Origin of the sequence: Bradyrhizobium sp. B117, from assembly GCF_038969555.1 — a bacterium.
GTDB lineage: Bacteria > Pseudomonadota > Alphaproteobacteria > Rhizobiales > Xanthobacteraceae > Bradyrhizobium.
Genome location: NZ_CP152414.1, coordinates 8,629,573 through 8,649,369 on the forward strand (window position 1 = coordinate 8,629,573; position 19,797 = coordinate 8,649,369).

The 19,797-nt window shown below is 57.8% G+C and carries 11 protein-coding genes and 1 pseudogene; 1 reads left to right on the forward strand and 11 read right to left on the reverse strand.

The genetic code is table 11. The features are described 5' to 3' along the window. Positions 1 to 508 precede the first annotated feature (508 nt). Positions 509 to 1,873 carry an MFS transporter gene (locus AAFG16_RS41115; protein ID WP_342734571.1) on the forward strand — a complete coding sequence of 455 codons (1,365 nt, stop codon included), beginning with the start codon at positions 509 to 511 and terminating at the stop codon, positions 1,871 to 1,873. Between the two features lie 1,896 nt (positions 1,874 to 3,769). On the opposite strand, the pseudogene AAFG16_RS41120 reads toward AAFG16_RS41115, so the two are convergent. The 11 genes and pseudogenes from AAFG16_RS41120 to AAFG16_RS41170 all read right to left on the reverse strand — a co-directional run bounded on the left by AAFG16_RS41120 (position 3,770) and on the right by AAFG16_RS41170 (position 19,251). After that, positions 3,770 to 6,016: pseudogene (locus AAFG16_RS41120) on the reverse strand (hypothetical protein). A 594-nt stretch (positions 6,017 to 6,610) separates the two neighbouring features. Then, positions 6,611 to 6,964: a hypothetical protein gene (locus AAFG16_RS41125; protein WP_271609019.1), complete on the reverse strand. Its 354-nt coding sequence runs from the start codon at positions 6,962 to 6,964 to the stop codon at positions 6,611 to 6,613. A 279-nt stretch (positions 6,965 to 7,243) separates the two neighbouring features. Then, positions 7,244 to 8,485 carry a cytochrome P450 gene (locus AAFG16_RS41130; protein WP_342734573.1) on the reverse strand — a complete coding sequence of 414 codons (1,242 nt, stop codon included), beginning with the start codon at positions 8,483 to 8,485 and terminating at the stop codon, positions 7,244 to 7,246. Between the two features lie 330 nt (positions 8,486 to 8,815). Further along, the gene (locus AAFG16_RS41135; protein ID WP_271609021.1) at positions 8,816 to 9,697 is read right to left on the reverse strand and encodes a pantoate--beta-alanine ligase; all 882 of its coding nucleotides are present in this window, start codon (positions 9,695 to 9,697) and stop codon (positions 8,816 to 8,818) included. Between the two features lie 192 nt (positions 9,698 to 9,889). Beyond that, the gene (locus AAFG16_RS41140; RefSeq protein WP_342734576.1) at positions 9,890 to 11,371 is read right to left on the reverse strand and encodes a pentapeptide repeat-containing protein; all 1,482 of its coding nucleotides are present in this window, start codon (positions 11,369 to 11,371) and stop codon (positions 9,890 to 9,892) included. Positions 11,372 to 12,242: 871 nt separating this feature from the next. After that, complete coding sequence (locus AAFG16_RS41145) at positions 12,243 to 13,967, reverse strand: ABC transporter ATP-binding protein (RefSeq protein WP_271609024.1); 1,725 nt, start codon at positions 13,965 to 13,967, stop codon at positions 12,243 to 12,245. Then, the gene (locus AAFG16_RS41150; protein ID WP_342734579.1) at positions 13,968 to 14,825 is read right to left on the reverse strand and encodes an ABC transporter permease; all 858 of its coding nucleotides are present in this window, start codon (positions 14,823 to 14,825) and stop codon (positions 13,968 to 13,970) included. 2 nt (positions 14,826 to 14,827) lie between these two features. After that, complete coding sequence (locus AAFG16_RS41155) at positions 14,828 to 15,817, reverse strand: ABC transporter permease (protein ID WP_271609026.1); 990 nt, start codon at positions 15,815 to 15,817, stop codon at positions 14,828 to 14,830. Next, positions 15,789 to 17,411 (reverse strand): ABC transporter substrate-binding protein, encoded by a 1,623-nt coding sequence (locus AAFG16_RS41160; RefSeq protein ID WP_271609027.1) that lies wholly within the window; start codon positions 17,409 to 17,411, stop codon positions 15,789 to 15,791. The genes AAFG16_RS41155 and AAFG16_RS41160 overlap by 29 nt, the downstream gene beginning before the upstream one ends. Positions 17,412 to 17,512: 101 nt before the next feature. Beyond that, entirely contained in the window at positions 17,513 to 18,835 is a 1,323-nt protein-coding gene (locus AAFG16_RS41165) for an NtaA/DmoA family FMN-dependent monooxygenase (protein WP_271609028.1), read from the reverse strand. 23 nt (positions 18,836 to 18,858) lie between these two features. Then, positions 18,859 to 19,251 (reverse strand): hypothetical protein, encoded by a 393-nt coding sequence (locus tag AAFG16_RS41170; protein WP_271609029.1) that lies wholly within the window; start codon positions 19,249 to 19,251, stop codon positions 18,859 to 18,861. Positions 19,252 to 19,797 lie beyond the last annotated feature (546 nt).

Sequence of the window (19,797 nt, forward strand, 5' to 3'; positions counted from 1 at the left end):
GCTATGCACGCAGAACGCGAGAAGCGAACGGGCAAGCATTCTCGAGTAAACGTGGCGATTGGTGTCGCTTGCGCCCGGGCGCACTCCAACCTTGAGCGGCGGCAAGCGCCTTGGCGATGAAGGGCCTAGCCCATTGGCGCCTTAGGGAGCGGACGCAACCTGGCCCGAGGCGGAATGGCTCGAGTCATCGTCAGTGGTGTGCGACGCCCGTCAATCTTGTCGCACACTCGCCACAGCAGCGCAAAAGTCTGCAGCCACCTGACGAATGCAGCAGGTTCGCATATTTGTCTTTGCCGTCCAGGCCAGCGATCAGATCACGGGCTAAATGGTGGCGGAGAGGCCGGCATTTTTATTGCAGACTTTACGGTGAGCTTCGTCGTGACACGCTTCAGCCGACATATTGCCTGGCGAAATGGCCGTGAGGGACGGGAGCGGGCAGCGCAATGCAACGGGGCGTCCTGTCTGGCCAAAATCTTGGGTCGGAATCGCGCTTCAGATTAGGTCGAGGGTGTCGAGGCAATCTACTCGAGAGAGACTGGAGCCGGTCCTCAATCCCGCAGAGGAACGCTTGACGAGCCGCGCCGTGTTGGGCGCAACCATCGGCAATATTCTCGAATTCTACGACTTCGGGACCTACAGCTTTTTCGCGATACAGATCGGCCAAGCGTTCTTCCCGACAACCGACTCTTTCGCTAGCCTCATGCTTTCACTCGCAACTTTCGGCGCAGGTTTTGTAACCAGACCGATCGGGGCCATCGTGCTCGGCTCGTATTCGGATCGGGCCGGCAGACGGCCCGCGATGACCGCCAGCTTTACCATGATGAGTGCCGCGGTCCTAGTGTTAGCTCTCACGCCATCGTATGAGACAATAGGGCTTGCCGCTCCGTCACTGGTCGTCTTCGCACGCTTGCTCCAAGGCTTTGCTCTCGGAGGTGAAGTGGGTCCGGCGACCGCCTACTTGATGGAAGCGGCCCCCGCTGAGGCGCGCGGTCTTGCTGTCTCCTTTCAGCCCGCGAGCCAACAGATAGCTGCGACGGCCGGAGCGTTGGTTGGAGAAATACTCTCGCTCACCATGACAAGCGAAGCGCTCAATGCGTACGGATGGCGGATCGCGCTGTTGCTCGGCGCCGCTACGTTGCCGTTTGGACTTTGGCTGCGGAGCGGCTTACCCGAAACGTTGCACCGGCCCGAGGCGCACGTTCTGGTCACCCGGCCCGAAGGCCAATCGCGTGCCGATCGCCGCATCATGAGCTTGGGATTTGTCATCTTGGCCAGCTGCACGATCACGACTTATGTGACGGGATTTATGATCACCTACGCGATGAACACCCTCCACGTTTCTGCGCCGCTTGCCTTTGCTACCACGCTCATCAGCAATGCGGTCGGAATTGCTGCAGCACTGCTGGGCGGCCTGCTCGCCGACCGCGCAGGCCGTCGTCGCATCATGATATGGCCGCAGGTCACCGCATTGCTGATGACCTATCCGGTATTCTTGTGGATTGCAGAGAGCCGCAGTGCCTTCGCCCTTCTAGGAGGTCTCGGCGCCCTCACCCTGATCGGAACGATTCCGTATAGCGCCTTCTACGTGAGCATGGCCGAAGGTTTGCCCAGGAACATTCGTGGTGGCGCCTTCGCGACGATCTACGCTTTTGCGATAGTGGTTTTCGGAGGCACAGCTCAACCAATCGTCGCTTGGCTGATCCACCTTACCGGGAGCGCACTCGTGCCCGCATGGTACATGCTTTTCGCTGCCGCGGCCGGGCTCTTTGCCATGCTCATGATGCCGGAGACGGCGCCACTCAATTTGACGCCCGACCATAAACGAACCTTCCTAATGCCACGACGGCTACCTCGGCATAGCCGGGAAGAATAGACATCCATGACGTCCGAAATGCGAACCATCGAACCGAAGGGCGCTACGGGCTTGACATGGAATAGCTATAGAAATTCGACTAGTTTTAGATCGAGCTGCGGCTCGCATGGGAACACAGCATCGGGATCTAAAACGACTTTTCCCGTTTACCCAACCTACGCCGATGCGGCGGCTGCGCGATTGGCGGTGGTCAACGATTGGCTGAAAGTGAGCAACCGCTTTGATCAACTTAAGAGAATTAAGATGGCGCCACTTGCACCATCTGCCAGCGTAACCGTGCGGCACGAGGACGCGGCCGCAGTCGGAGCAAGCGGCCGCACGAGGCTCGATCCTCGTTCTCTGCTTGATTTGTTTTCCGTCCTCAGTGTCGCACGCACGAGGGATCGGTCAAACAAAAGAACAGGTCGCAGATACCTTCCAACGGGTCGTCCGCGCACTGAGGATATGATGTATCGGCTACCCCCACCCTGCCGGCAACCGGTTGCGCGGCAACTTTTGCAGCAAAAGGAGGCACCGCCGCCGTTGCAAGCGCGAGGGCGCTCGCCGTCACTAACACAGACTTTTTCATTCGAGAAATCGCTTCCCTAGGTTAGCCCCAACCGTCCTCAAGGGTCTATATGACGACCCTGTAAGCGGTAAAATTGATTTTCTTGATCAGATCTATCTACGGAATGGATAAGCTCGGACATCACCGTATGGCTCAATCTTAACCCGCTCGGAACCTGCAAATCTGCTTCGTGATCGAACGCTCGACGAGCCTCGGAGCCGTCAATGTATGTCTCGTGGTGCTCGAGCAGAGTGTTTTCTTGGATCATTCTTTTCAACGTCCGAGCGAGACCATAGCCGTTTTTCATGGTTGCGAACATGCGCTTCCCCAAACTCACTTGCGTCACGGTTGGACGCACGATTGCTCCTCAGCGCGTGGGAGGAGTGCGAAGATCGTCGAGGCAATGGGCGACGAGTTTCACACGCGGCTTAAACAACGGCTCGCCGAAGCAGGCCTAACGGGGCGATACCGATGCCGAGCGAACGTTAGGACCTCAAGTCGTTAGCGAGATCGCCCGCGAGATCAAAGGCGCGGTGCTGCACCGGGTGCTTAGGGCGCATGGCATCGAGCTGTAAAAGACGGTCAGACCTATTTCGCTGTCGTGAGCTCGGGCCCTGACTCAATGGACAGTCTCCGCCAAGCTGATCGGGCGGAGGCCCTCTTCGGGCGATGCCGCCGGTCGGTCGCTCGTGACGGCGACTGAACAAGGAGCGACATGACTGACCATGCGTTCATGTATTGGGATTGTCGGGGCGGCTCGGCGCGCCATTGCAGTTGAAGCAAAGCACCTTTGACGTCACTCGGCTCGAGACGCTCAAGGAAGAACGACGAGCCCCAGCATCTTTTGGGGGCCAAGGAGGCGTGATGCTGGGGCCGTCGTAGCCCTTTGCAAGAGTAGCAAACAGGCAGCGTTGTTGTGCACCGCCCGGTTTGATTCGTCAAAGCGGCCCGGATAGTCAGCTCCCCTGCACCCGGACCATCCGCGATCTGTTGAAGCTCTGCCGATGGTTTGCGCGCCAGTTTGCCGCGGCCAGGCAGGTGAAAGCACTGTTACATCCGGCGGGCCGCCGGCATCAGGTACATGTTCTCCATCTGCAATACTCGGCGGCCTAACTGCCCGCATCGGCGCCGATGTTCGCCACTGCCCGGAATGGCAGCTTGCTTCCGGAACAACCAACAATCCTCCGGGCCGCCGGCTGGCAACCGTGCCGTGAGGTGTGCTCTCTCCCAGGCGCCGTTCTTCTCCAAGATGGAGCTGAAGGACCAAGGCGCTGCTCAGGCAATGCGCCGAGCCGATTCTAAGGCATGAACGCTGCCACCGAACGGCTCACCGCCGCAAGACAACCAGCTCACTCGATCCGCAGTTGAGCCAGCTGCGTTGAAACGTGCTGCGGATCGGCAAGCGGCTGCCACCGCTGGCCAGCGGCGGTGCTCAACAAGGACCTACAGAACGCAGGGGTGAGCTTGCCGCGGTGGATCACGACATTCTCGTGACCCTCGGCGGCTCGCGCGTTCTGTCAATGCTGATTGTATCCGCGCTGTTCGTCGGACTTCACGTGGCAGGCGGCGAATTCGCGATCGCTAAGCGTTGCCAATTGCCAGGCATGAACCGGCCGCTCGGTATGTATGTGCCCCCACATCGGCCTTGGCATCGCGCCGCTGCGCAGCGCCCTGGGCTGCAGCTTGATCTCGAATAGCTTCCCTGGCTCGCCCTTCAAGGCGCGCGGCGGATCCACTGACTCGAGTTCCCCCGCCGCGCGCAGCTGTTCGAGGTACTTTTGCGATGGAAACGGGTAGGTCTTCATGCAATCACTCGTGATCACTGCTCTCTGCGCTTTCAATGATCTTGCCTGTCCCTGCAGCTCGGACAACATCCCATTGAGCCGGACTATTTTGTCGTGCACTTCGGGAACTTGCGAAGGCGTGAGCAGGCCACGTCGGCGAGGCTCCTGCAGCGCGGTAACACAGGCCCCACTTTCGTCGGCCTGCGTCTGCAAGCGCGTAATGACCCGACCCAAGACGTGTTCGGCATCCTCGGGCTTCATCTGGCGCACCTGCGAGACCGCGCTCTGCTGAGCCGGCAGATCGAACTGCAGCAGCTTGTCCAATCGCTCAAGTAATCCCGCCAGGGCTTCCTTGGACGGCGGCGCCTGCCACATCTGGAGGTGCTCGGTTGCAGCGGATGAGGCGCGTGCTTCCTCCATGGTGGCGAGCTTCTTGGTACCGAGATCTGAGCGCACGATAACCTTGCGCGTCGGAGCCGTAGCGGTATCGGGCCTGGCGAGTTGCGGCTCGGATGAGCTGGCCATTGAACTCCCCTCGCCTGCAGCCGCCGCGCGCCTTCCTTTTGCTTTTGCTTTTCCTTTTCTGCCTGAATTGCCTTGGCTCACCCCGGCAGTATTTTCCAGCAGCTCAGCCCAAGCCGGCGGTTCAATCGTGGCTGGCGTAGTTGGCTGCAATGCCAGCAGCCGCATGACCTCGTTCGCGGTCACCCACGCCCCTTCCTCGATCTCGTCCAGCAGCTGCAGGGGAACTTTAGTTCCCGTTCCGACCTGCCTCAGGCTGGCAACCAAGCCGCTCAGCCCAGATGCAAATTCCGAAAGCCGCTCCATGACTCCTTCCAGAACGGCGCGATGCTCCGCGTCGAGCACTGCTCCATCGCGGTGCAGAACGGCGTCGCACGTGGAGACGAATGCCGGAAAAACATCCCCGACGAAGGTCTCGAGCAGACGCACCCGCCCGCTCTCGTCCATCAGGGCATCGCGCACGTCTGGGTCGAGCGTGCTCGCTCGCGAGTCAATCAAGAGCTCCGCGAGAGCGATCCGCGTTTGCAGATACACGCACCTCGTATTGAGAGCCCAGCCAGTATGCAGTCTTAGTGCGGCCTCTTCGGCCTTGCGCATCTCGGGCGTGCTGCTTGGCAAGTGGGCAGTAGCCGCACAGACAGACTGTATCCACTCTAGGCGCAACACCTTCTTTCCCCACCATTCCATGTGGGCTGCATAGTGGTTCGCCACGCTTTTATACGAGCCGCTCACCTGGACGGGCGTACCGGCGCCTTTGATCCTCTCGAGCCAGCCTAATGCTTCCTTTCTTTTCTTCTCCAGCTCGTAGACAATCTGGGTGGCGACTGCGTTACATTCTTCGGCCGCGTCCAGTGTGTCGTCGCGTAGGCGGCGAGCCCGGTCGTCGGGCAGAATGCGACGCGCCAAATTGGCAGGCAGATCCGCGTAGTACTCCAGAACTGTTGAGCCTGCTTCGACGACTTGATCGATCAGCTCTTGCGCCTCTTGCAAGTTCTGGGCGCGCGTGGCCGCTCGACGACTAGCTTCAAGCTCCTCAAGCAGGCTGCCCATTTTTTGCCTTGCTGCCTTGATCTCGTCCCGCGTTGGCGCCGCCCCATCCGAAGTTGAGTTGCCAAGCGCCGCGATTCTGTCTTGAGGTCCAGAGCGCATCCGCTCCAAGACGGCATCGAAAGATTGACTGCGTGCTCCCGGGAAGAGGCTGGGCTCCATGCTCGAACCGCTCACGTCTTCGGTGTTGCCGGCTCCTACGGCCCCAACTTCCGATGCGCCGGGTCGGCCAATGCCTGTCATGCTTCGTCTTCAATAAAAGTCGCGAATGTGCAGCCTGTCTGGATAGACCGCCTGACTGACGACTAGCTGACCAAAAGCGGTCTTGCGCATGCACAAGAAAGCCGATGTCACCTGAAGTTCCATTTCCGCCGGAGCTCTGATGTTGCTGAACAGAGCGATGCGGGTAACCGCGTCGGTGTAAGCAGCCGAGACGTGACCGCGGCTGAGGCTTCCCTGGCCGTGACGCGATCCGGTACGAATCCTGCCCCTTTTGCCGGCGGCTCCGTCCACGCCAACTGGGTCAACTCGTCCCACAAGTTCGCAGGTAGCCGGGAGAACACTCGCAGCCCAATCGGCTAATGATGGTCAAGCAGAAATGGCCAGCTTATATAGATTGGCAGACCTACGTTCGGCGCGCGCGTGCTGCTAACGGCAAGGCGACTTTGACAGAAGAGCTTAACAACCTAGCGGCCGTACACCGATGACGACGAGATGCAGAAGGTCGATCCAGAAGCGATATTTTCCTCGTTCGAACCGGCTGAATCGATCTTTCGCAGATCCTCACGCTGCATTTCGCAAAAGTGCGGCGCCCATCCGGGTCCGGTGAGATCACCTTCATAGAAACATTGCAGCGAGCACACCAAACGCACCGAGAACCAGCCCAATCAGCGAACCGGCGGTCGGCACGTCTCTGAAGAGCAGAACCGTGAGTATCGGTTCCACGACCAGGATCGCTCCCACCGATATCGCTACAATGATCCAAATATTCTTCAGATGCATGTAGCCTAGCGCGTATCCGAGAACGAGCAGGATGCCACCCAAGCATACAAGGAGAAACATCGGCCAAAGCATCGCCAGATCGCCACCGGCCTTTCCGAATTGCCTTGAGGCAATTAACTCGGCGAATATCGAAAGAGCTTCTCCAAGGAAAATCGCTGCCACAGCTACAATTTTCAACATCAAGGTCATTGGCCTCTATGCTTTCGGCTATTCGAGTGGCCCGGGACCTGCATCGGAGTGGCCGTTGAGGTTCAATTATCGGCATGCCAAGCGTTTGCGAGTCAAGACGCGCGCCTCACCTGTCGCTTCCCGCAGTCCTTCCAAGCGTCTGCCGGCCGGTAATTCGCTTCCGCCATGCAGCATTGTTTCCCGTCGATCATCCCATCTGCATTGCTTGCAGAAACCAAAGATGGTTCAGGACAAGCCCGCCCCGCCGCCTGCCCTCTGCGTGAGCAGAGCAATTTGGGCCTAAGCTGCAATCCGCACGGGGAGAGCGGAATAGCCGTGCACGAAGTTAGATGCAATCCGCTCGGGTTCGCCGACAACCTCGCACCCCAATTGCGCAGACAAAATCTCTTCCCAGAGGACTCTCAACTGAAGTTCCGCAAGATGTCGACCAAGACAGCGATGGATGCCGAATCCGAACGAGAGATGCTGCCTCACATTTTTGCGGTCGATCATGAAATTGTCGGCGCCCTCAATAATCTCTTCGTCCCTGTTACCGGAGATGTACCACATGACGACCTTGTCGCCTTTCCTGACCTGTTTTCCGCCTATGATGCTGTCGATCGCGGCGGTACGGCGCATATGTGCGATTGGCGTCTGGTACCGAATAATCTCGGACACGGCGCTTGAGATTAGCTTGGGATTGTCAATTAGCTTTTGCAGCTCGGAGGGATATTGACTCATGAACAGGAGGCCTCCGGTAATTGAGTTGCGCGTGGTGTCGTTTCCCCCAACGATCAGCAGAATCAGATTTCCGAGAAACTCGCTCGGCTCCATCTGGCGTGTGACGGGCGAATGCGCCATCAGGGAAATCAAATCGAGGCGCGGCTCGGCATTGATGCGCTCGTTCCAAAGCCGGGTGAAATACTCCAGGCACTCGGACAAGATGGTGCTTCGCCTGTCCCAGCTGTCGATTGCATGGCCTGCTTTCGGAGCTGTAACAGCAACGTCTGACCAATAGGTCAGCAGTCGCCGATCCTCAAATGGAAAGTCGAACAGCGTGACGAGCATTTGCGTCGTCAACTCTATGGACACCATGTCCACCCAGTTAAAGGCCTCATTGCGCGGCAAGCCCGCGAGAATCGCCCTGACCCGAGACCGGATTAAGCTTTCGAGCTTCGTCAAGCTTTCCGGTCCGACGATCGGGCTCACGGTATTGCGCTGCTCGGCGTGCTTGGGAGGCCCCATCTTGATGAAGCTCGGGGTCCAGTGCTCGCCAGGCACGTCGACAATAGTGACACCTTGTTCGGACGAGAACGCTTTGTGGTTTGTGTCGACGGCTACGATATCCCGGTATTTCGTCACGGACCAATATGGACCATGAGCACTGTCTTGACAGTAGTGAACGGGATCTTCCTTTCGCAACCGCTCAAAGCAAGCCCACATGCTGTCGTCTTGAAAGCGCTTGCCGTCGCTTACATCCAGCTTACTGAGCGGGATAACACACGAATCCTCAGCCCTATAATCTTCCGATCGCCTTGTCATGATCATCTCTGCAGATTCTGCTCTCGAGAGTTTACGGCGTGGTGCGATTCGTCGCCTTCGAGCTGCCGCAGCGCTTGGCTGCGACGGGCCGCTCGACCAGGCTACCTCACAGTGCAACTAGCCTCGCCCTACCATGTCGGGCAGTAAGGATCGCATTGACTTTCCAAGTCGATGTACTCAATGGATCAATGAGTGCTCTCAGCGCTGGTTAGAGATGGCTATGCGCTGGAGGCAACATCAAGCCGAGTACACCTTCATAAGGTGACGCTCGCTTTGGGATACGGCCGGAACGGATAGCTTTCTCAAGGTCATGGATGAATAATCGTCTGGCTAGAACTGTTCAGGCAGATCGATCCAGATATCCGAAGGACCCTTCACGAGAGTATCTTGATCTGGAACGTAGATATTATCGAAGATCCTGAGACCATGAGCCGTTGCCGCTCCAAAAATGATGAAAGGGAGCTCGACTTGCTCCAGGTCTTCGAAGTTGTCGGCGCCGACGATTCGAACAAAATCGAGATTAAACTGCCGGAACTTGATCTGAGATGTGGCCGACGCGACCAAATCCTTCACACTAGATACCCCTCGGGCGATCTCTTTCCTCGAATGGTTGAGTGCCGTGAAAAGGCACGACAGTTCATCAAGCTCGGAACGGCTAAATCGCCTCAAACGCGACGAAATGGGCACTCCGTTCTTGTATCTCACGGTCGGCACAAACCTTATCTCGCAATCCAGAAGGAGGTCTGCGACGGCGCGCTTCACCAGGATCGCCTGACCGATATCTTTCAGGCCGAAGTAGCTGCGAGTTGGCCTCGCATAGCAGATCCAGCGGACTGCCCCGCTAACGGCTTCCTTCAAATAGGCGTCAGGCCCCCCTAGACGCAAATGACAGTCGCCTTGCGATACAAAGGTTCGATAGCCAGGCGGGAACATTTCGGTGTCGTTCGAGGAAATTACGGCAGTTGCTCCCGAGCGCAATGCAAGTCCAATATCCTCGTCCAAATTGAAGTCGTAGCTCCCACCCGGTCTAAGCTGGATCTTGTTCGGGTAGACTGTGACGATCGCGACGTCATTTTCCGATGCCGCCCTTTTGATCAGTTCTGCATGCCCAAGATGCAGGGCTCCGAGAGTATGTACCGTCCCGATAGTCTGCCCTGTTCTCGCCACCTCCCGGATGAACGCTTTGCCTGCGGAAAGACATGCCAGATGCATTTTCTACTCCAGTCTCTTTGAATGCCAAAAGAGCTTCGGTCGGATCGCAAAGGTCTGCCCTGCCTCTCGTATCCGACGATGCCAGGGAGCCCCATAGCGCTTAAGCGCTCGCTCACAGCACGAACGACCGCCCAGACCTGTCCTAAGCTCGCCGACACTGCATTGCCTTCTATTTTGCAGTCCCCGAATCCGTCAGGTAGACCCTTCTCGACCCCGTCTGATCAAGGATGAGAATTCAGTCAGATAGCTTAATGGCTCGCGTGGCTGATCCCCCTTCAGAGCGGCCTGTAGGCCCGGACATCGGTCTGCAAAGAACGGTGGCTCGAATGTGGTTATCTTAGCGCCCGAAAAGTCCACCTTTACGAAGCTGGCCTGGAACGGCGACATCCCACTCAGGTTCGCCTCGCGCAAGGACGATTGGTTCATGCGAACGTACGCGGCCCGCGTTGCCTCCAGATTGGTTCTCGTCATTCCTGCGGCGAGATATGCCTGAACGAGATTCGATCCTTCGAGATTTGCCTCATCCAGTGCCATTGATTGCGGGGGATCACCGGTGATCATCGACCTGTAAAGGTAAGCATTGGATAGGTCTGCACGTTCGAGATCGCAGTCGCGCACAAAGCTAGAGCGGCCACGAAAGCCCGATAATTTGGCGGCTCGCATTGTGCTCTCTGTTATAGAAATGCATTCGCCTGATGCCAGAGACAGGTCCGCTCCGTCGAGCTCGCAGGAATGAATGGATGCACTGTTAAGCACGGCACCGGCGAGGTTTGCGTTGGACAAGCTTACGGACAGAAGCCGTGCGTCGGTCAGGTCCGTCTGCTCAAGCTCCGCATTTGGAAGATTTGACAAGTGAATATCAGCAAATGGTGCGCACATGCCTCTCGCTGCGATGCGGCCGCTTACCTTTGAGAGTCTCAGATACGGAAGATGAGCGCCTTCCAGGACAAGACCATCGACCGAGGTGGGACGCACAATCGATAAACAGTTCCCCTTTGACTGGAAGAACGAGCAAGACGCCAGATGTGATTTCGTGATCGTGAGTTGGCTCAGCTTGGCAAAGCGGAAGGAAGCGGAAGGAAGGAAACATTCATTAATGGTCGAACCCTGTAGCTCCGCGCCATCGAATACAGCATCACTCGCGTCGCATTGGTAAGCGAGAAGCCCGCTGAGCATGGCGTTATCGAAGCGTGTCCTTTTCATGCTGCAACCGTGAAACAGGCTGCCTGTTGCATCAATTACATTGCGCAGACTGGCATCGTCGAAGTTGCACACCTGCGCTGCAATCGCATGCATATACGCATAATCGAGCTTGGCCCCACGGAAACTTGCCCTCTCTAGCCCCGGACAGATAAGATTCGCCCCAGAAAGGTCTGCCCGATCCAACATTGCTCCGTAGAGCTGCGCACGATTGAGGGTACAGCGTCGCAACGGGAAGTCTGACAGGTCGTGACCGTTAAAGTTCTCGGACGATAGCTGCAAGCCAATCCCGGTCCTTCCGATCGCCTCTTCGGTTCGCCTCCCAACCGCAGCCACCGCGCGCAGCCGATCGGCAGCTCGGCTCCAGTACCGAACAAAGTCGCCATCTGATGATAGATTGTGCTTCGGATCTGACCAGTGCTCTGCCCCTTCATTCGCGGTGCACTCACTATCAGGGCCGATCGTTTGCGACATGACGATTCCGTATTGCCCGGATTACGGGGGGCCTGTTATCGACCTCTCTTGCTCCGCCTTGAATTATGCGACCTGTGGCGAACTCGTCGGCGAAATGACGACACGATGCCTCGATGAGGCGCCTATTGTGTCGGTGACCTCCGCAGCCGGCACGCTTGAGCACGTCATCCGAATTCTAGTCATGCGCCCCCGCTGCAGCGCGCTGACGTTGTTCACCGAGTCCGGCAACGTTGACAACGCAACCGTCTTTTGACATTGACGTCCAGTCGTTGCGATTTGTCTCGTCGGCTCTTCTAGGCAAATCCAATTCGCTCTCCATCAAACCGAATGCGAAAGCTTCAGGGCCTTGCTTGTTTTTCAGAATGGACCCACGGCTTCCGGGGAAAAGTGATCGTTCACAGGGCTGAAGTGGGCCCCTACTCGGCGTTGCCTCATTTCTGATAGCAATGACCGTGCCAGCCGCATCAGTCGCAATTAACGGCTGAATAGGCGTCTTGAAATCATTATTGACGCCGAATGTTTTGAACCTGACAAACACACTCTCGTTGTCAGGGACCGCACCATGATGGCAAGGCTATCGTGAAAGCGAAGATTGCGAGCTCGTTTGCAGGGGCGCAAGAGCCGCCTGTCCTTTGCGAGCACGCAATCGATGACTTGCAATCCGACATTTGCGGATCGCCGAGCTCAGGGTTAGAACTCGACTCGCCCTGCTCCGCGCGCCGACCGGTCCATCTAGTGGGAACCCGTGCCACGGACTGTCCTGTTCGAGCGGTGAATGAGCGCGTAATCGTGACCAACTCGGCGCGCAAAGGCGAATGCCCCGCGATCGGAGATAGACAATTTTATGATAAAGAATCGGATTCGAAGGCGTTCATGCGATGCCTTCTTCGAGGATAGTAGCTGAACGACCTATCTGGTGGTCGCGCACAAGACGCGGCATGGCGGCGATAAGGCTCTTGGTATATTCAGACTCTGGATTGCGAAATATCTCTTCAGTGGCGCCACTATCGACGATTCTCCCCCGGCGCATAACTATGACGCGATCGCTGATGTGACGAACAACACTGAGATCATGCGAGATGAAGAGATAACTTACGCCGACGCGGTCCTTCAGATAGCCGAGCAGGTCCAAGACCTGGGCCTGGATCGAGACGTCGAGCGCCGAGACCGGCTCATCGCAGACGATGACGGCAGGATTTGGCGCGATCGCGCGGGCGATCGCAACGCGCTGGCGCTGACCGCCCGAGAGTTCGAGCGGTCGTCGGTCCAGCAAGGCCTGGGGTAGCCCGACCAGATCGAGCAGCTCGATAACGCGCTCCTGCCGCTTGCGCCGCGTCTCAACGTCGCTCGAAAGGCTGTCGGATATGATGCGTCCGACCGTCCAACGTGGATCAAACGAGCCAAGAGGATCCTGGTAAATGGTCGATAGTGACCGCCGCCGAGCCCGCCGTTCGCGCTCGGCGAGCGCGGTCCAAGGCCGGCCTGCAAACTGAACGGCTCCCTCGTCAGGCTCCTCGAGCGCCAGGACCATGCGCGCCATCGTTGACTTTCCTGATCCGGACTCACCTACGATGCCCAAAGTCTCGCCGGATCGCAGTTCGAAGGAGACGCCGTCCACAGCCGTCCGTAAAGTGCCATCCGGGCCCTTGAAGCGCTTCACCAGACTTGTCGCTTCGAGCAGGATGGGACGAGATTTCGGTGGGGATTGCACTTCTGGCTGCGTTTGCCGGGCAGGCGCACGCACAATAGCGGATGGTGAGAGGCGTGAGCCGCGCGGCCGGCCTGATGGCACGGCGTCCAGCAGCTGCTTAGTATAGGGGTGCTCCGGATCTTTGAATATTTGGCCGGCGTTACCGCGTTCGACGACCTCGCCTTCTCGCATGACGAGGATCTCATCCGCCACGCGGGAGACCACTGCCAGATCGTGACTGATCAGAATCAGAGCCTTGCCCCTCGTTTTGGTCTCCTCAAGGAGCGACAGCACATGAGCTTGCGCCGTCACATCGAGAGCGGTCGTCGGCTCGTCGGCGATCAGGATGCGGGGATCGAGCGCAAGTGCCGAAGCGATGAGAGCCCGTTGACGCTGGCCGCCGGATAACTGATGCGGCAGCTGCTTGGCCTTGGTCTCGGGGTCGGGGACACCGACGAGCTTAAGAAGAGCAATGACGCGCTGCGCGAGTTCCTTGCGCGATGATACCGCGCCGTGGAGGAGCAAGCCTTCACCGATCTCTTTGCCGATCCGGCGAAGCGGATCAAGTGAGACGAGTGCATCTTGTAATACAAAGCCAATCTCGTTGCCGCGGATGCGCCGCCAAGCACGATCGCTAAGACCCATCAGGCTCGTTCCGTCGAAGCTTAGCTGGCGTGCATGAACATTGGCGTAGCGACCAGCGAGGCCTATGAGAGCCCGCGCAGTCACGCTCTTGCCCGAGCCGGATTCACCGACAATCGCGAGACACCGTCCCGGTCGGAGGGAGAAGGATATGCTGCGCACAACCGCTTTCTCGTCGGTGGCGCGACCGAAGGAAACACGCAGCGAATCGACCGTGAGGAGGTCTGGCTGCTGCGCGACAGGCTGTAGGCGACCCTGTGACATTCACGTTTTTCCTTCCAGACGGTCCTGTAGATGGCGCCCGATGATGGTGAGGCTGAGGGCAAACGCCGTAACTGCCAAACCGGGTATGATCTCCAGCCACCAGGCGTAGATTACATAATTGCGCCCGGCATTGAGCAGCGCGCCCCATTCAGGCGCCGGGGGAGCGACGCCGAGACCAAGAAAAGCAAGACCGGAGGCCCATATAATCGCCTGACCTACGCCGATCGTCATCATTGCCGTCAGCGGGTTCATGGCGTTGGGAAGTATATGCCTCCAGACAATACGGGGAAATGGATGGCCCAGCACCTTGGCGGCCTCCACATACCCTGTCCCCTTGATGGCAAGCACCTGGCCCCTGATCATGCGCGCATAGCCTGGCGCTGTGCTGATTCCGACAGCTATGACCTCAGTCAATACCGACGGCCCAAAAACGGTCACGAACACAAGGGCGAGCAGGAGCGTGGGAATTGCGAAGAGCATATCGACAATCCGGCTCAGGATGCTGTCGCATACGCCACCAGAAATTGCGGCGGCGACGCCGAAAACGATCGCAATGGACATGCTCAGCGCCGTCGCGCCTAGTCCAAGAGCCAGCGATTGGCCTGCCCCCTCGACTACTCGAGAGTAAAGATCTCGACCCAATTGATCAGTTCCCAACCAATGGGCGATCGACGGAGACGGCAATGACGATCTCAAATCAATAGCGAGCGGATCGTGCGTCTGCAGCACCTTTGGCGCCACAGCCGCGAGGGCAAAGAGGCCAATGATGATAAGACAGGCGGCAACTCGGAACGGAACATGGCCGACGATTGCCAGGACCTCTTTGAGCGAACGAGACACGGTGGCTTCGGCGAACATGCTTATGTCAACCTGATCCTCGGATCGACCACCCGGTAAGTCAGATCGACAATCAAACTAACAAGAACGAACAGGCCCGCAGAGACCAGAACAGCTCCCGAGACAATCGGAACGTCTCGCGAGGACGTTGCAGCAACAAGGACTCCACCTAGGCCTTGACGGGCGAAAACCACCTCGATCAAAATCGCGCCCGAAAGCAGTTTGCCGAGCGCCCAACCTGATAAACTAATGCCAGGCAATGCGGCATGGCGGAGGACGTGGCGAAGCCTGACGCCGAAATCACTCATGCCTCGGGCCCGCGCGGACGTAACGAACGGCTGCTCGAGCACGCGCGTGAACTCGTTCTGAACGACTTGTCCGAAAAAGCCCGATAGTTCAAGAGCCAACGCAAGTGTCGGCAGAATGAGCCCGGCCGGAGAACTTCCACCGATGACCGGAAAAATGCGCAGCTTTACCGCAAAAACAACCAGCAGAATTGTGGCCAGCCAATAGGGCGGCGCGGTCGCAAAAAAGACCTGCGTGTCATTGAGCAACTTCGCCCACATGTTGTCTCTGCCGGCGATGAACAAGCTCGTCAGGACTGCGATAATCCATGCGAACAGCAGCGCGGTGACCGCCAGAATAATGGTAGGGCCAATCTGTTCCGCGATGATCCCTGCGACAGGCCGATGCTGCTGGTACGACTCGCCAAAGTCTCCATGCAGGCTTCGCAGTATGTATTTTCCGTATTGAACCGCGAGCGGTTGATCAAATCCGTATTTCGCATTGATCGCCGCAAGTTCCGCCGAGGACGCGACTCCGACGTTGCCGCTTGTCGCATTGATGATGATCTGGGCGCGGTCCCCAGGGAGCACACATTGGATCAAAAACGCGAAGGTTGCGGCAGCCCACACCACGACCACACCGGAGAATATCCGGCGCGCGAACCAAACAATGGGATGATGGGCTGCTATTTTCACGGCGTCACTTCCCATCATCGAAATGAGCGTCATAGAAAACGGGTTCGCCGACCGAGCCGCGGTCCAGCCAAACGTCTTTGAGGTTTGGCTTGGTCGCCAACGTTACGTCCAGCACCGTGAGGCCAATCACAGGAGCCTCATCCACGATCTTCCGTTCCGCCTGCTGATAGAGGGCGACACGTTGCGCCCCATTGAGTTCCTGCTCCGCCCTTTGAATGATGTCCCAAAGCGTCAGATCTTGATAGCGTGAGGGATTGAAGCGATTAGTCTCGCCCTTCTGATCGGGCTTCCACGAGATCCGGAATATCTCCGCGCCGGGGGCAACCCAATAGAGGAGAACAATCTCATAATCATCGGGTCCGAGGTTTTTTCCTGCGAAGAAATCAGCTGGATTGGTAGGCTGAAGACGTACGTCAAAACCGGCCGCTCTTGCCTGCTGCTGGATAACTTGCAAGGCTTGCTCGCCATCTGGCTTCAGAAAAGCGTTCGAATAGGACACGCGCACGATGAGCGGGTTGCCATTCTTAACACGAACGCCGCTAGGATTACGCTCGGTCCAACCCGCCTGGTCAAGCAATTGATTGGCCTTCCGAATATCGTACGTATACGACTGCCCGAGCTCAGGCAGGTATTCCGGCGAGCTCTGACTCAGCGCACCGTTGCCTTCAAATGGCAAAGAGCCAAGGAATGATGTGTCGACTGCGGCCTTCCGGTCAGTAGAATAGGCAAACGCCTTGCGGACGAGCACATCGTCAAATGGGGGCCGTGCCGTATACAACGCCAGGCGCAGAGGGGTACCGCCAGTAATGTGCCGCAATAATGGAAAACGGGAATTGGCCTCCTTCCATGCGATAGCTGGGATATCGTATATGGCATCGGTCTCGCCCGCGATGAACGAGCCGTACCGCACGGTCTGATCTGGCAGGAACTTCCAGCTGATTCCGTCAATGTAAGCCGGCCCTTGATGTTTGGCGGTGGCCGGCGCCGAGTTGTAGTCGGGATTGCGGCGGAAGGTGACCTCCCGTCCATGACGCCATTTGTCGACAATGAATGGACCTGAGCCGACTGGGTTCTCGCAGTTTACCGCAAGTCCGCGTTTGAGCGCGGAAGGTGAGAGAATGCCTTGCGAGGATTGAGCAAACACGTTCAGCAAGGGTTGAAATGGCACCTTCAAGGTTACCTGTAACCTCAGAGGAGCGATTGCTGTTGCCGATTCGAAGCTATCGCTAAGATACGGAGCAGCAGTCGGATTACGCAGATCAGGGTCGTTGCTAAGCCATCCGTTGATGTTGTCCGCAATGGCTTGCGCATCCAGAGAAGTGCCATCCGTGAACTTCACATTCGGCTTTATCTCGAATGTGTATATCTTCTTGTCATCGGAAATTGTCCATGACTCGGCCAGCCATGGCACAATCTTGCCATCCTCGCTGCGGGCGACCAGATTATCGCTGTACTGGCGTTGCAGATACCATTGCTGCACCCATCCTCCGAAGAGGCACGCCGGCTCCTGAAAGTGCCCGTAACGAATAACGCCTCCTCGCTTTACGCTCCCGGCTACCCCTTCTTGAGCATGAATACTTGACGGCAGTTGCGACAGGCCCAAGAGCACGAGGAGGGCCGCCTTCACGGTTCTTGCTGGATAGTCCGACTTTCCAGTGAATCGCCTCGTTGACCGCGCATTCGACAAATGCATATCCAGTCTCCAAATCATTTGATGTTGAGGAAGCGTCATAGCGGTGGGCTAGCTGTGGCTCGTGCCGGCCCGAAAGGAATGGAAAGCCCGAAATGCTCTCGCAGCGTCTGCCCACGATATTCTTTGCGAAAGAGCCCGCGCTTCTGCAGGATGGGGACCACATTGTCGACAAACGCCGAAGTGCCATCTTGCAGCACGTCCGGAATGATGTTGAAACCATCAACCGCGCCAGCGCGAAACCATGCCTCAATCGAGTTTGCGATCTGCTCGGGCGCACCCACGAGCGCGCGGTGGCCAAACGCTTGAACGCTGCTAATGATTTCGCGAACCGTCCGACCTTGACGCGCCAGAGTCTCAATCGTGCGATGGTGACCGACAGAAAACGGAACATCATCTGCAGCAGGCAAGATCTCCTCCGGGATTTGCCTTTCGAGGCTGAGCTTCTCGACTGCCACGCCCATGCTTCGTGCAAGAGCAGCGATGGCGCGCTCCATATCGAGGAGTCCGTCAAGGTTTTTCTTGCGACGAACCGCTTCTTCCTCGGTACCCCCGATACAGGTGACAAGGCCTGGCAGGATGAGCGGGGCCGCAGGGCGGCCGAATTGCCGAGAAAGCGCGCGCAGGCGCTCTGCCTCCTGCATCGCCGTTGACAAGTCGCCGGCTGCCGCAAACACGACATCTGCACTGCGGGCGCCAAGCCGTAATCCGGGATCCGAACCGCCAGCCTGAACGATGACTGGGTGGCCTTGAGGCGAAGCGGGATGCGTAAGTGGGCCCCGGATGCCGAAACTATTGGTAGCGGGATCGAGCAGGCGAAATTGGCTCTGATCTGCGTAAACGCCCGCAGCCTGATCGGCGATGACTATCTCGCCGCTCCAGCTCAGCCAGAGAGCACGGACCGTTTCAACGAAGTCCTCCGCACGTCTGTAGCGATCCGCTCGCCCAACCTCTCGGCCGCCAAAGTTCGCAACCGTCGCCGGACTCGACGTCGTGACCGCATTCCACGCAACGCGCCCGCGGCTGATGACATCGAGCGATTGGAAGCGCCGGGCAAGATTGTATGGTTCGTTGTAGGTGGTCGACGCCGTCGCAATCAGACCAATTCGATCCGTTTCACGTGCAATCACAGCGAGAACCAGCGTCGGTTCGAGCCCATTAAGCGGCGGCTGGTGCGTGATGTCGGAACTTATCGCGGGGGTGTCGGCGAGGAATACAGCATCCATCAGACCATGCTCCGCAATCTTCGCAGCGCGGACGTAGTGCTCGATGTCGAAAAAGGCGCTTGGATTCGTCCCCGGCCAGCGCCATGCGGCGGAATGACCACCGGCACCATGAAGATTTAAGCCAAGATGAAGCATGGAGTTACCCGAAGACATAACCGTCACTCATGCGGCGGCATCTGAGCTGCTTGGCCGGCCTTGTGGACAGCCAACCTGCGCTTTCGCGCAAGCGCACCTTGCATGTGCTCCGGGCAGCCAATTTGAGGCATAGACAACAAACAGCCGGCTGATGTGAGAAGAATGTCACCAAAGAAGCTTTTGGTAGGTCTTGCGATCTTCTCCGAGCGGGCGCGGCCAAGAAGAGCTTCGACCACGCTGGTTGCCGATTGACACCGACCTGACAGCTTGTCTCCAGCGGCGGGTTGCTTCCACACGAGTACATTCACATCGGCTCTCCAGAATTCATCAAGAAGCCAGCTCCTTTTCAGGAAGATGTTTGGATGGGATTCGCGATCGAAACGTTTGGACTCCCGACCGAGCGAGCTAATGATCATGCTAGAGGATCTTTAGAGGTCCAGACCATGCAAACGCAATAGTTGAGTATTTCAATCTACTATCGTCCCTTGGCATCCTCTTCTATTGCCGTTTCTAACCTTCCCTCGCGTAATCCCAAGCGTTCTCTGATCAGGCTCACCGAACACGCGCTGCGTAATTGCAGCAGCTGCAATTGGGAGCGCCGGCGCGTCCGCGAAAGAGATAACCGCGATGCGGTCGAGAACACGGCAACTTTGGCGCGACACGATTGGTCGACCGCTTGCTGCCGCGCTGCAAAGTGACATCCGATCAATAAGGCGTCGCCAAGCACCAGCATCTAATAATGCGATGAACCATTCGAGATTATAGATGCCGCGTTACGGCAACGCTTCGAAGCTGCGCTGGATTCGAGGATGCTGGAGCGTCGTTAATTCTCGCGCGCGCGGCGCATGTCCTCGCGTACTCTACGGGTGTGATGACGCACCGCCAAGTTGCCAAAAAGGCCCGTCTTGACGGCCCCACGACCGCGCCGATATGTGCACGGGACTCAGCTACCTTGGACACGG

Excerpts from the sequence above, each read along its gene's own strand:
- AAFG16_RS41135 (WP_271609021.1), bottom strand. The coding sequence starts at position 9,697 with ATGCATCTGGCATGTCTTTCCGCAGGCAAAGCGTTCATCCGGGAGGTG.
- AAFG16_RS41130 (WP_342734573.1), bottom strand. The coding sequence starts at position 8,485 with ATGACAAGGCGATCGGAAGATTATAGGGCTGAGGATTCGTGTGTTATC.
- AAFG16_RS41140 (WP_342734576.1), bottom strand. The coding sequence starts at position 11,371 with ATGTCGCAAACGATCGGCCCTGATAGTGAGTGCACCGCGAATGAAGGG.
- AAFG16_RS41145 (WP_271609024.1), bottom strand. The coding sequence starts at position 13,967 with ATGTCACAGGGTCGCCTACAGCCTGTCGCGCAGCAGCCAGACCTCCTC.
- AAFG16_RS41150 (WP_342734579.1), bottom strand. The coding sequence starts at position 14,825 with ATGTTCGCCGAAGCCACCGTGTCTCGTTCGCTCAAAGAGGTCCTGGCA.
- AAFG16_RS41155 (WP_271609026.1), bottom strand. The coding sequence starts at position 15,817 with ATGACGCTCATTTCGATGATGGGAAGTGACGCCGTGAAAATAGCAGCC.
- AAFG16_RS41165 (WP_271609028.1), bottom strand. The coding sequence starts at position 18,835 with ATGCTTCATCTTGGCTTAAATCTTCATGGTGCCGGTGGTCATTCCGCC.
- AAFG16_RS41170 (WP_271609029.1), bottom strand. The coding sequence starts at position 19,251 with ATGATCATTAGCTCGCTCGGTCGGGAGTCCAAACGTTTCGATCGCGAA.
- AAFG16_RS41125 (WP_271609019.1), bottom strand. The coding sequence starts at position 6,964 with ATGACCTTGATGTTGAAAATTGTAGCTGTGGCAGCGATTTTCCTTGGA.